A 12408-nucleotide genomic window follows, 5' to 3' on the forward strand; every position below is an offset into this window, starting at 1 on the left:
CCTAACCGGACGAAACAAAGAAAAACCCCGCGGTGCACAGGCTCCGCGGGGTTTTCTGTTGATTGACGGTGAAGAAACGAGGCGGCTTACGCCTCGCTCTCCGGTGCTTCAGGCGTATCCGGCAGAGTGTCGGCCGCCTCTTCGCCATTGTCGTTTTCCGCCTCGTCGTCGCCTTCCGGCTCGTTGATGCGTTCCACGGAAACAACCTTCTCATCCTTGGCGGTGGAGAAGATCGTCACGCCCTTGGTCGCGCGGCTGGCGATGCGGATACCGTTCACCGGTACGCGGATGAGCTGGCCGCCATCGGAAACCAGCATGATCTGGTCACCATCGTCCACGGGGAAGGCAGCGACAAGTTCGCCGATTTCCGTCGTCTTCGAGGTATCGGTGGCGCGGATGCCCTTGCCGCCACGACCCGATGTGCGGAAGTCGTAGGAAGACGAACGCTTGCCGAAGCCCTTCACGGAAACCGTCAGCACGAATTCTTCGCGCGCCTTCAACTCCTGATAACGCTCTTCGCTGAGTTCGCCCTCTTCCGTCACTTCTTCGCCAACGAGCGCGATATCTTCCTCATCGACGCCTGCGGCGCGCCGCTCGGTAGCCGAGCGCTTGAGGTAAGCGGCACGCTCCCACGGTTCTGCATCCACATGGCCCACGATGGTCATGGAGATGATGCGGTCGCCGTCGGCCATGTTGATGCCGCGTACGCCGACGGAATTACGGCCGGCGAACACACGCACATCTTCCACGGGGAAGCGGATGCACTGGCCGAGCGCGGTCGTCAGCAACACATCGTCATGCTCAGTACAGGTTTCTACGGAGAGGATTTCATCGCCCTCCTCGTCAAGCTTCATGGCGATTTTGCCATTGCGGTTGACCTGCACGAAATCGCCGAGCTTGTTACGGCGAACCGTACCGCGCGTCGTCGAGAACATCACATCCAGCGTTTCCCAGGTCGTCTCGTCCTCGGGCAACGGCATGATGGTGGTGATGCGCTCGCCGGGCTCCAGCGGCAGCATGTTGATGAGGGCCTTGCCCTTCGATTGCGGCGTGCCGATCGGCAGACGCCATACCTTTTCCTTGTAGACGATGCCGCGCGAGGAGAAGAACAGCACCGGCGTATGGGTGTTTGCAACGAAGAGACGGTTGACGAAATCCGCGTCGCGCGTCGCCATGCCGGAACGGCCCTTGCCGCCGCGACGCTGCGCCCGATAGGTCGTCAGCGGTACACGCTTGATGTAGCCGAGATGCGAAACGGTGACGACCATATCTTCGCGGGATATGAGGTCTTCATCGTCCATGTCGGGGCCGCCCTCGACGATCTCGGACCGGCGCGGCGTGCCGAATTCGTCACGGATGGAGATGAGCTCGTCCGTGACGATCTGCATGATGCGCAGGCGCGAAGACAGGATGTCGAGATATTCACTGATTTCCGCACCGATCTTGTTCAGCTCGTCGCCGATTTCATCGCGGCCAAGCGCCGTCAGGCGGGCAAGGCGCAATTCGAGAATGGCGCGCGCCTGCTCTTCGGAAAGATTGTAGGTGCCGTCTTCGTTGATGCGGTGGCGCGGATCGTCGATGAGAAGGATCAGGCTTTCCACATCCTTCGCCGGCCAGCGCCGCGTCATCAGTTCCTCGCGGGCCGTAGCCGGATCGGGAGCGTGACGGATAACGCGGATAACTTCGTCGATATTGGCGACGGAAATCGCCAGACCAACCAACACATGCGCGCGGTCGCGCGCCTTGCGCAGCAGATACTTGGTACGGCGGCTGACGACTTCCTCACGGAAGGAAACGAAAGCGCGCAGCATATCCAGCAGCGTCATCTGTTCCGGCTTGCCGCCGTTCAGCGCCACCATATTGCAGCCGAAGGAGGTCTGCAGCGGCGTGTAGCGATAGATCTGGTTCAGGATGACTTCGGCGTTGGCATCGCGCTTCAGCTCGACGACGACGCGATAACCCTGGCGGTCGGACTCGTCGCGCAGGTCGGAAATGCCCTCAATGCGCTTTTCCTTGACCAGTTCGGCCATCTTTTCAATCATCGTCGCCTTGTTCACCTGATAGGGAACCTCGGTGATGATGATCTGCTCGCGGTCGCCGCGCATCGGCTCGATGGTCGCGCGGCCGCGCATGATGACCGATCCACGGCCCGTCTCATAGGCCGAGCGGATACCGGAGCGACCCATGATCAGCGCGCCGGTCGGGAAATCCGGACCGGGAATGATCTGCATCAGTTCGGGCAGCTCGATCGCCGGATTATCGATGAGGGCGATACAGCCATCAATGACTTCCGACAGATTGTGCGGCGGAATGTTCGTCGCCATGCCGACGGCGATGCCGCCTGCCCCGTTGACCAGAAGGTTCGGGAACTTCGCCGGAATAACGACCGGCTCATGAAGAGTGCCGTCATAGTTGTCGCGGAAATCGACCGTTTCCTTGTCGAGATCGTCGAGAAGCGAATGAGCTGCTTTTTCGAGGCGGCATTCGGTGTAACGTTCGGCCGCCGGCGGATCGCCATCGATGGAGCCGAAGTTACCCTGCCCGTCGATCAGCGGCAGGCGCAGAGACCAGTCCTGCGCCATACGTGCCAGCGCATCGTAAATCGCGGAATTGCCGTGCGGATGGAATTTACCCATCACGTCACCGGTGACGCGGGCGCATTTGACGTATTTCTTGTTCCAATCGATGCCGAGTTCGGACATGCCGTAAAGGATACGGCGATGAACCGGCTTCAGACCGTCACGGACATCGGGAAGCGCGCGGGACACGATGACGCTCATCGCGTAATCGAGGTAAGACCGCTGCATTTCCTCAATGATGGAAATCGGTTCAATGCCTGGCGGAAGTTTTCCGCCGCCGGGGGGGCTCTGGTCAGTCAAAACGGATCACATTCTCTGTTAAGAATCGGATGGATTTTTATAGCGGAAACAGCCACGTTAAGCCAATTTCCCGGCGAGTTTTGAACAGTCTTTTGCGTCATTTGCAAGACATACACCGCTTTTCGCCATTTAGGTCGGCAAAAGCGCCGCAGCTCCCTTTTAATGCATGTACGACTTGCGTAGGCTCCGGCCTAAAAACAGAACAGGTGGGGAAAGAATGGCCAGCAGCGAAACGCTTATCAACGCGCTTACCACACTTCTGGTCACGCTCGATCCGCCCGGCCTTGCGCCCGTATTCCTCGCACTCACGGTTGGAATGACACGCGCTCAGCGTGCCCAGGTGGCTCTGCGCGGCTCGCTCATCGCCTTCGGCATTCTTGCCGTCTTCGCCCTGTTCGGCCTTGCGATCCTCAACCTGTTAGGCATCTCGCTGGGTGCCTTCCGCATCGCCGGCGGTCTGCTGCTATTCTGGATTTCCTTCGAGATGATTTTCGAAAAACGTCAGGAGCGTAAGGAAAAGACCTCCGAGATCGCCATTACCAAAGACCATCTGCACAATCTGGCGGTCTTTCCGCTCGCCTTGCCGCTGATCGCCGGGCCGGGCGCCATTTCCGCCACCGTGCTTCTGGCGGGAACGATGAAGACGACGCTCGAAATGGTCGTGCTTATTCTCATTCTCGCTTTCGCCATGGCGCTCGTCTACGCCGCCCTGATCGTTTCGGAACGCATGGATCGCTTTCTCGGCAATACCGGCCGTGCGATCCTCACAAGGCTGCTCGGCGTTCTGCTCGCCGCCCTCTCGGTGCAATTCGTGGTGGACGGGATAAAATCGGCCTTCGCATTCTGACGGTCGTTGCCGCGCAAGAAATTCCTGCGGCCGACCCATATTGCGAAAAATCCGCTCTTTAAATCCGGCCCCCGCCTCGGTTAAAAGACGCACATCTTTTCCGCATCAGAAAGCTCTCTCCATGCGATCCACGCTGCGCCGCCTCATCCCGGATGCCGCTCCCGTCAGTCACAGGGAAAGGCTGCGCACTGCTGCCGGCGCCTTCGTCGGCATTTTGCTGACCGGTCTCATGGGCAGCCTTGTTTTCCGCTTCGACCCCACCCTGCCCGCCATGATCGCGCCGATGGGCGCATCGGCGGTGCTTTTATTCGCCGTGCCGTCCAGTCCCCTTGCGCAGCCGTGGTCGATCCTATGCGGTAATCTCGTTTCGGCTTTCGTCGGCGTGACGGTGGCGCTCCTCGTTCCGGATATCTTCCTTGCCAGCGCGCTCGCCATCAGCCTTGCCATCGCCGCCATGATGGCGCTGCGCTGCCTGCATCCGCCAAGCGGCGCGGTGGCGCTGACGGCCGTTCTCGGCGGCCCCGCCGTGCACAGCCTCGGTTATGGTTTTCTCCTCTGGCCCGTCTTCGGGAACTCGCTGATCCTTCTCATCCTGGCGCTCGCCTATAACAATGCCACCGGCCGCGCCTATCCGCATGGCCTGAAGCTGGGAAAGGCGAGCCACGGCACGACGGATCCGACCCCGATCCAGAAAATCGGTTTTTCCTCCGCCGATCTGGACGAGGTGCTGAAGGAATATGACCAGGTTCTGGATATCGATCGCGACGAGCTGGAGACAATTTTGCGAAAAACCGAACTGCGATCCTGGCGTCGCCGCGCGCTGCATCTCGATTGCGCCAGCGTCATGTCCCGCGATGTGGTCGGCGTCGCCCCGGATGATAGCCTGCGCCACGCCCATGCGCTGATGCATAACCATCATTTCAAGGCGCTGCCCGTCACCAATGACAGGGCCGAAATCGTCGGCATCGTCACTCAGACGGATTTTCTGGAAAAGGCGAGCTGGAGAAACGGCCGCCCCTCCATCGGTTTCCTGCAGCGGCTGCGCCTTATTTTCTCCGGTGCAAGCGCTCCCAACGATACCGTCAAGGACATCATGACATCGCCGGTCAGAACCGTACGGCCGGAGACAGCGATAGAAGAAGCGATCATCCGTTTTGCGGAGGAAGGGCTGCATTACCTGCCGGTCATAGACGCCAACGGCAAGATGGTGGGTATCCTATCGCAATCCGACGTCATGGTCTCGATGCTTGCGGACAAGGCCGCGGCGTAAGCTGCCGCAACCCTGGAATAAAACGCTCTCGATGCGCTCGTTCAAACCCGCTGACTATCGTTTGGCCTTCAAAAGGCGCTGCCACAGCGTGCCGCCGAAAAACCGCCCGAGCACGACGAAATAGGCGATGATCAGTGCGAAGGCGAAAAAAGCGGGCATGCCATTCAACTGAAAGCCGTTTGGCGTTTGCCCGCCCGCAACCGATGCGACAAGGAATCCGGCGACGAAAAACGCCGTCCAGAAGTCGAGGAAAAATGCCAGTATGATGCGCCAGGTGGCGGGCTGTTTGGGTACCGTTTCGTCACTCATGCCCGTCTCCTGTCACTTCACTCGTCATGTCTCATCCGATCAGAACGGGATATCGTCGTCCATATCGTTGGAGAAGCCGCCGGCAGGCTGGCTGCCGCCACGGGAAGAAGAACCGCCACGCGCCGCCGCCGGCTGCTGGTCGTAACCGCCGCCGCCGCTGCCATAATCTCCACCGCCGAAGTCTCCGCCGCCGCTGCGGCCACCAGCACCGCCGCCGCCGCCTTCGCCACGACCATCGAGCATCGTCAGCGTGGAGTTGAAGCCCTGCAGCACAATTTCGGTGGAGTAACGGTCGTTACCGGTCTGGTCCTGCCACTTGCGCGTCTGCAGCTGGCCTTCGATATAGAGCTTGGCGCCCTTCTTCACATATTGCTCGACGACCTTGCACAGGCCTTCGTTGAAAACCACGACGGTGTGCCATTCGGTCTTTTCCTTGCGCTCGCCGCTGTTGCGGTCGCGCCAGGTCTCCGAAGTGGCGATGCGCAGGTTGGCGATCGGACGGCCGTCCTGCGTCCGGCGAATTTCGGGATCGGCGCCAACGTTCCCAATCAGAATTACCTTGTTTACGCTACCAGCCATCTCGTCATCCTGTCCGCCAGTCGTCATGACCGGCAATTGCATTTCAAAAAATTCCGCACACAATAACCATCGCCGCCCATAAAGGGCACCGCAACGGGGAACAATCCACAGCGAATAATCCAGACTTCCGAAGAGCGTATATTCGCACTTGCAATTTGTTCCTTTTTTGTTCTATTAAATCGTGAAATTCGAGTCAAGTGAGCCGAAAAGCCACCGACCGATAGGGAATAAACCTCGACACGTCCGGCTGCGTCACTACATAAGGACGCGCCGCCATCAGGCCTGTTATTTTTGTCCGAGCTTTATCATGAGTGAACTGAAGACGATTTCCATCCGTGGTGCCCGTGAGCATAACCTCAAGGGCATTGATCTGGATCTGCCGCGCAACAAGCTGATCGTCATGACCGGGCTCTCCGGCTCGGGCAAGTCGTCGCTTGCCTTCGACACGATCTATGCCGAGGGCCAGCGCCGTTATGTCGAGAGCCTCTCGGCCTATGCGCGCCAGTTCCTTGAGATGATGCAGAAGCCGGATGTCGACCGTATCGAGGGCCTGTCCCCGGCGATTTCCATCGAGCAGAAAACCACCTCGAAGAACCCGCGTTCCACGGTCGGCACGGTCACGGAAATCTACGACTATATGCGCCTGCTGTTTGCGCGTGTCGGCGTGCCCTATTCGCCGGCCACGGGCCTGCCGATCGAAAGCCAGACGGTCAGCCAGATGGTCGATCGTATTCTCGGTTTCGAAGAAGGTACGCGTCTTTATATTCTCGCGCCGATCGTGCGCGGCCGCAAAGGCGAATATAAAAAGGAACTCGCCGATCTGATGAAGAAGGGCTTCCAGCGCGTCAAGGTGGATGGCCAGTTCTACGAGATCGCCGACGTTCCCGCCCTCGACAAGAAATACAAACACGATATCGACGTGGTGGTCGACCGCGCCGTCGTGCGCGCGGATATGGCAGCACGGCTTGCCGACAGTATCGAGACCTGCCTCAAGCTCGCAGATGGGCTGGCGGTGGCGGAATTTGCAGACAAGCCCCTGCCGCCGGAAGAGACCTCGGCTGGCGGCTCCGCCAACAAGTCGCTCAACGAAACCCACGAGCGCGTGCTGTTTTCGGAAAAATTCGCCTGCCCGGTCTCCGGCTTCACCATTCCGGAAATCGAGCCACGGCTTTTCTCCTTCAACAATCCCTTTGGCGCCTGCCCCAGCTGCGATGGCCTCGGCTCGCAGCAGAAGGTCGACGAAAACCTGATCGTTCCAGAACCGGCCCGCACCCTGCGGGACGGCGCGATCGCTCCATGGGCCAAATCGTCCTCGCCCTATTATAACCAGACGCTGGAAGCGCTGGGCAAAGCCTTCGATTTCAAGCTGTCGAGCAAATGGACGGACCTTTCGAAAGAGGCGCAGCACGCCATTCTTCAGGGTACCGAAGACAAGATCGAGTTCAACTATCAGGACGGCGCGCGCTCCTACAAGACGGTGAAGAATTTCGAAGGCATCGTACCCAATCTGGAGCGTCGCTGGAAAGAGACAGACAGTGCCTGGGCGCGCGAGGAAATCGAGCGTTACATGTCTGCCGCCCCCTGCCCGGCCTGCGCCGGTTTTCGTCTGAAACCGGAAGCGTTGGCCGTCAAGATCAACAAATTGCAGATCGGCGAAGTCACCCAGATGTCGATCCGCGCGGCGCGCGACTGGTTCGAAACGCTGCCGGAAAATCTGAACGCCAAGCAGAACGAAATTGCGGTGCGCATCCTCAAGGAAATCCGCGAACGCCTGCGCTTCCTCAATGATGTCGGGTTGGATTACCTCAGCCTGTCGCGTAATTCCGGCACGCTTTCCGGCGGCGAAAGCCAGCGTATCCGGCTTGCCTCGCAGATCGGCTCGGGCCTCACCGGTGTTCTCTATGTTCTGGACGAGCCGTCGATCGGCCTGCACCAGCGCGACAATGCCCGCCTGCTCGATACGCTGAAGCACCTGCGCGACATCGGCAATACGGTCATCGTCGTCGAACACGACGAGGACGCTATTCTGACGGCGGATTATGTCGTGGATATCGGCCCGGCGGCCGGCATTCATGGCGGTCAGGTGATCGCCGAAGGCACGCCGCAGGAGGTGATGGCCAATCCGAAATCGCTGACCGGCAAATATCTCTCCGGCGAACTCGGCGTTGCCGTGCCGGCAGAGCGCCGCAAGCCGAAGAAGGGCCGCGAGATCAAGGTTTTTGGCGCACGCGGCAACAATCTGAAGAATGTGACTGCGGCCGTGCCGCTTGGTGTTTTCACCGCCGTTACCGGCGTTTCGGGCGGTGGCAAGTCCACCTTCCTGATCGAGACGCTCTATAAGTCGGCAGCACGACGGGTGATGGGCGCGCGCGAAATCCCGGCCGAACACGACCGTATCGACGGTTTCGAATTCATCGACAAGGTGATCGACATCGACCAGTCGCCGATTGGCCGCACCCCGCGCTCCAACCCGGCCACCTATACCGGCGCGTTCACGCCGATCCGTGACTGGTTCGCCGGTCTGCCGGAGGCGAAAGCGCGCGGTTACGCTCCAGGCCGTTTCTCCTTCAACGTCAAGGGCGGTCGCTGCGAAGCCTGCCAGGGCGACGGCGTCATCAAGATCGAGATGCACTTCCTGCCGGATGTCTATGTCACCTGCGACGTCTGCCACGGCAAACGCTACAATCGTGAGACGCTGGATGTGACCTTCAAAAGCAAGTCCATCGCCGACGTGCTGGATATGACTGTCGAGGAAGGCGTTGAATTCTTCGCCGCCGTTCCGGCGGTGCGTGACAAGCTGCAAGCGCTGTTCGATGTCGGCCTCGGCTATATCAAGGTCGGGCAGCAGGCCAATACGCTGTCCGGCGGCGAAGCCCAGCGCGTCAAGCTCGCCAAGGAACTGTCGAAACGCTCCACCGGCCGTACGCTCTACATCCTCGACGAGCCGACGACGGGCCTGCATTTCCACGACGTCAACAAGCTTCTGGAAATGTTGCAGGCGCTGGTGGATCAGGGCAACTCCGTCGTGGTGATCGAGCACAATCTCGAAGTCATCAAGACGGCCGACTGGATCATCGATATCGGCCCCGAAGGCGGCACGGGCGGCGGCGAAGTGGTGGCAACCGGCACGCCGGAAGACATCGTCAAGAACGAGCGCTCCTATACCGGTCACTTCCTGAAGGAACTTCTGGAACGCCGGCCAGCCGGAAAACGCGAGGCTGCGGAGTAATCCGCACCCTTTCGCAGCATGGGTACGTAAGGCTGAGAGCCGGAGGAGGAACAGCATATGTCGACATCAGGCACGATCCGCACCGGTATCGGCGGCTGGACCTTTGAGCCGTGGGAGGGCACGTTTTATCCGGAAAAACTGCCGAAAAAACGCCAGCTCGAACATGCCAGCCGGCAAATGACGGCAATCGAGGTGAACGGCACCTATTATAGCAGCCAGAAACCAGAGACCTTCGCCAAATGGGCGGCAGACGTGCCGGAAGATTTCGTTTTCTCCCTGAAGGCAAGCCGCTTTGTCACCAACCGCAAGGTTCTGGCCGAGGCGGGTGAATCGATGACGAAGTTCCTGACTCAAGGACTGACGGAACTCGGCAACCATCTCGGCCCGATCCTCTGGCAGTTTGCGCCGACGAAAAAATTCGACGCGGATGATTTCGGTGCCTTTCTCGCGCTGCTTCCCGAAAAACAGGATGGCATCCGCCTTCGTCACGTCGTCGAAGTGCGAAACCCGACATTTCAGGTGCCGGAATTCATCGATCTACTCACAAAACACAAGGTCGCAGTCGTCTGCGCCGATCATCACGATTATCCGATGCTGCCTGACGTAACTGCCGATTTCGTCTATTGCCGCCTGCAGAAGGGCGAAGACGATATCGAGACCTGCTACCCGAAAGCCGGGATCGATCACTGGGCAACACGGGTCAAGACCTATGCGGCGGGCGGCGTACCGGACGATCTGCCGCTGATCGCGCCCGACAGGCAGGCCGAAAAAACCCCGCGTGACGTCTTCGCCTTCTTCATCACCGGCGGCAAGGTCAATGCACCCAACGGCGCGCAGGCGCTGCAAAAAGCGGTCTGAAAGACTCAGCCCGCCATTTCTTTCGTCGGGTTGAAATCGATGGCCGCGAAGGCCGCCTCGATCACCTCGGTTCCGGCACCCGGCCGGGTGGCGTCGCTGGAAAGGATCTGCCGGAAACGGCGCGCACCGGGCATGCCCTGAAACAGGCCGACCATATGGCGGGTGACGTGGTTGAGACGCCCGCCCGCAGCGATATAGTCAGCGGCATAGGCCATCATCGCGTCACGCAGCCAGATCCAGTCGGGCTGCCGGGCCTCTTCACCATAGATACGATGGTCGACATCGGCGAGGATGGACGTGTTGTGATAGGCCGCACGGCCGAGCATCACGCCATCAATATGTTTGAGGTGCTCGCTCGCCTGATCGAGATCGGCGATACCGCCATTGATGCCGATGAAGACGTCAGGATTTTCCCGTTTCATACGATAGACGAGATCATAATCGAGCGGCGGAACCTCCCGGTTTTCCTTGGGCGAAAGCCCCTGCAGCCAGGCCTTGCGCGCATGCACCCAGACAGCGTCCGCACCAGCGGCGACGACCCGCGCCAGAAAATCCGGCAACACGGCCTCCGGCTCCTGATCGTCAACCCCGATGCGGCATTTCACCGTGACCGGCACGCTCGCAACAGCCTTCATCGCCGTCACGCATTGTGCCACGATCTCCGGTTCCCGCATCAGGCAGGCGCCAAAAGTGCCGGATTGCACCCGGTCCGAAGGGCAGCCGACATTGAGATTGATCTCGTCATAACCGTAATCGCCGGCAATCCGCACCGCCTCGGCAAGCTTTGCCGGATCCGATCCACCGAGTTGCAGCGCCACCGGATGTTCCTGGGTGTGATAGCTGAGCAGCCTGTCGCGCTGGCCATGGATAATGGCGTCGGCAACGATCATTTCGGTATAAAGCAGCGCGCGCTTCGACAATTGCCGGTGCAGAAATCTGCACCTCGTGTCGGTCCAATCGATCATCGGGGCCACGGCGAAAATTTTCTCGCCGTTTGCAAGCGCTTCTCTGTACATGAATTAACCTCTTTGCGCCGGCTTCTACAGCAAAGGGCCGCGAAAAGCCAGTTTTGCGATCTCGGCCATTTTGAACTGGAAATCGCCCCGGAATCGCGGGACAAGACTTGCAGCTCTAAAAAAGACGACAGGAAATCCCATGGCCGCCACCGTCATTCCCGCCCCGAAACCCGTTCTTCTGCCCGTGGAAGGCACGGATGCGATGTTCCCCGTGCGGCGGGTCTATTGCGTCGGCCGCAATTATGCCGATCACGCCATCGAGATGGGCCACGACCCCTCGCGCGAGCCGCCGTTTTATTTCCAGAAAAACGCGGACAATCTGCTGCCCGCAGGTCACGACTTCCCCTACCCGCCGCTGTCGTCGAACGTGCATTACGAAGTCGAATGTGTCGTGGTTCTCCAAAGCGGCGGTGCGGATATTCCGGCAAGTGAAGCGCTGAACCATGTCTGGGGTTACGCCGTCGGCATCGACATGACACGCCGCGACCTTCAGGACGGTCTGAAGAAGATGGGCCGTTCCTGGGAGGGCGCGAAAGCATTCGAATATTCCGCGCCGGTTTCCGCCATCATTCCCGCAGACAAGATCGGCCACCCTGCCGCCGGAGCGATCTGGCTCGATGTCAATGGCGAGCGCAAGCAGACCGGCGATCTCGCCCAGATGATCTGGAAGGTGCCGGAAGTGATTGCCGAACTTTCGAAACTCTTCACGCTCGCCGCAGGCGACGTCATCATGACCGGCACGCCGGCGGGCGTCGGCCCCATCCTGCGCGGTGACCGGATCGAATGCGGCGTCGAGGGTGTCGGCACCTTGTCCGTCACGGTCGCCTGACCGCGATCAGCGAAAATCCAGAGGGAGGAAAACCGCCATGCCGCTTTATCGCCTTGCCGACCGGGTGCCGCAAACCCCTGCGCCGGGTCGCTACTGGGTGGCGCCCGATGCCAATGTCATCGGCTCGGTGACGCTCAGTGAGGATGTCGGCATCTGGTTCGGCGCGACGCTGCGCGGCGATAATGAACCGATCAGCGTCGGGCGTGGTACCAACATTCAGGAAGGCGCGATGGTGCATAGCGATCCCGGTTTTGCCGCTGTCATCGGTGAAATGTGCACCATCGGCCACCACGCCATCGTGCATGGCTGCACCATCGGCGACAATTCGCTGGTCGGTATGGGCGCAACGATCCTGAATGGCGCGAAGATCGGCCGCAACTGCCTTGTCGGCGCCAATGCGCTGGTGACTGAGGGCAAGGAGTTTCCCGACAATTCCCTGATCGTCGGATCACCTGCACGAGCCATCAGAACACTGGATGACGAGGCCGTCGCCGGCCTTCGCCGCTCGGCGGAAAAATACATCGAGAACTGGAAGCGTTTTTCAAAGGCTCTGGCGATCATCGAAGGATGACGCCGGTCTTCTTAAAAGGGG

10 protein-coding genes are annotated in these 12408 nt (G+C 59.9%); 6 read left to right on the top strand and 4 right to left on the bottom strand.

Going from position 1 to position 12408, the window contains the following annotated elements; all coding sequences use genetic code 11:
- Positions 1-86: 86 nt before the first annotated feature.
- The gene (gyrA, locus tag QSK43_RS03005) at positions 87-2879 is read right to left on the bottom strand and encodes a DNA gyrase subunit A (protein ID WP_332302260.1); all 2793 of its coding nucleotides are present in this window, start codon (positions 2877-2879) and stop codon (positions 87-89) included.
- A 217-nt stretch (positions 2880-3096) separates the two neighbouring features.
- Here gyrA and QSK43_RS03010 point away from each other — a divergent pair, with 217 nt between their 5' ends.
- Positions 3097-3726 carry a MarC family protein gene (locus tag QSK43_RS03010; protein WP_045018446.1) on the top strand — a complete coding sequence of 210 codons (630 nt, stop codon included), beginning with the start codon at positions 3097-3099 and terminating at the stop codon, positions 3724-3726.
- Between the two features lie 121 nt (positions 3727-3847).
- The gene (locus tag QSK43_RS03015; protein ID WP_332302261.1) at positions 3848-4996 is read left to right on the top strand and encodes an HPP family protein; all 1149 of its coding nucleotides are present in this window, start codon (positions 3848-3850) and stop codon (positions 4994-4996) included.
- 54 nt (positions 4997-5050) lie between these two features.
- Here the strand turns inward: QSK43_RS03015 and QSK43_RS03020 are convergent, their stop codons facing one another.
- Both QSK43_RS03020 and QSK43_RS03025 read right to left on the bottom strand, forming a co-directional pair.
- Positions 5051-5305: a hypothetical protein gene (locus QSK43_RS03020; RefSeq protein ID WP_045018444.1), complete on the bottom strand. Its 255-nt coding sequence runs from the start codon at positions 5303-5305 to the stop codon at positions 5051-5053.
- A gap of 39 nt (positions 5306-5344) precedes the next feature.
- Complete coding sequence (locus QSK43_RS03025) at positions 5345-5926, bottom strand: single-stranded DNA-binding protein (protein ID WP_332302262.1); 582 nt, start codon at positions 5924-5926, stop codon at positions 5345-5347.
- A 265-nt stretch (positions 5927-6191) separates the two neighbouring features.
- Here QSK43_RS03025 and uvrA point away from each other — a divergent pair, with 265 nt between their 5' ends.
- The gene (gene uvrA / locus QSK43_RS03030; RefSeq protein ID WP_332302263.1) at positions 6192-9113 is read left to right on the top strand and encodes an excinuclease ABC subunit UvrA; all 2922 of its coding nucleotides are present in this window, start codon (positions 6192-6194) and stop codon (positions 9111-9113) included.
- A 57-nt stretch (positions 9114-9170) separates the two neighbouring features.
- Positions 9171-9971, top strand: coding sequence for a DUF72 domain-containing protein (locus QSK43_RS03035; RefSeq protein ID WP_332302264.1), 801 nt, complete (start codon positions 9171-9173; stop codon positions 9969-9971).
- A gap of 5 nt (positions 9972-9976) precedes the next feature.
- Here QSK43_RS03035 and dusA read toward each other — a convergent pair whose 3' ends face one another.
- The gene (dusA, locus tag QSK43_RS03040; protein WP_332302265.1) at positions 9977-10987 is read right to left on the bottom strand and encodes a tRNA dihydrouridine(20/20a) synthase DusA; all 1011 of its coding nucleotides are present in this window, start codon (positions 10985-10987) and stop codon (positions 9977-9979) included.
- Positions 10988-11126: 139 nt separating this feature from the next.
- Here dusA and QSK43_RS03045 point away from each other — a divergent pair, with 139 nt between their 5' ends.
- Together QSK43_RS03045 and QSK43_RS03050 are read left to right on the top strand one after the other, a co-directional pair.
- Positions 11127-11816 (top strand): fumarylacetoacetate hydrolase family protein, encoded by a 690-nt coding sequence (locus QSK43_RS03045; protein WP_045018438.1) that lies wholly within the window; start codon positions 11127-11129, stop codon positions 11814-11816.
- A gap of 37 nt (positions 11817-11853) precedes the next feature.
- Positions 11854-12387: a gamma carbonic anhydrase family protein gene (locus tag QSK43_RS03050; RefSeq protein ID WP_332302266.1), complete on the top strand. Its 534-nt coding sequence runs from the start codon at positions 11854-11856 to the stop codon at positions 12385-12387.
- Positions 12388-12408 lie beyond the last annotated feature (21 nt).

The organism is Rhizobium sp. GR12, assembly GCF_036596185.1.
Lineage (GTDB): Bacteria > Pseudomonadota > Alphaproteobacteria > Rhizobiales > Rhizobiaceae > Agrobacterium > Agrobacterium nepotum.

Excerpts from the sequence above, each read along its gene's own strand:
- QSK43_RS03020 (WP_045018444.1), bottom strand. The coding sequence starts at position 5,305 with ATGAGTGACGAAACGGTACCCAAACAGCCCGCCACCTGGCGCATCATA.
- QSK43_RS03010 (WP_045018446.1), top strand. The coding sequence starts at position 3,097 with ATGGCCAGCAGCGAAACGCTTATCAACGCGCTTACCACACTTCTGGTC.
- dusA (WP_332302265.1), bottom strand. The coding sequence starts at position 10,987 with ATGTACAGAGAAGCGCTTGCAAACGGCGAGAAAATTTTCGCCGTGGCC.
- QSK43_RS03035 (WP_332302264.1), top strand. The coding sequence starts at position 9,171 with ATGTCGACATCAGGCACGATCCGCACCGGTATCGGCGGCTGGACCTTT.
- QSK43_RS03015 (WP_332302261.1), top strand. The coding sequence starts at position 3,848 with ATGCGATCCACGCTGCGCCGCCTCATCCCGGATGCCGCTCCCGTCAGT.
- QSK43_RS03045 (WP_045018438.1), top strand. The coding sequence starts at position 11,127 with ATGGCCGCCACCGTCATTCCCGCCCCGAAACCCGTTCTTCTGCCCGTG.
- QSK43_RS03050 (WP_332302266.1), top strand. The coding sequence starts at position 11,854 with ATGCCGCTTTATCGCCTTGCCGACCGGGTGCCGCAAACCCCTGCGCCG.
- uvrA (WP_332302263.1), top strand. The coding sequence starts at position 6,192 with ATGAGTGAACTGAAGACGATTTCCATCCGTGGTGCCCGTGAGCATAAC.
- QSK43_RS03025 (WP_332302262.1), bottom strand. The coding sequence starts at position 5,926 with ATGCAATTGCCGGTCATGACGACTGGCGGACAGGATGACGAGATGGCT.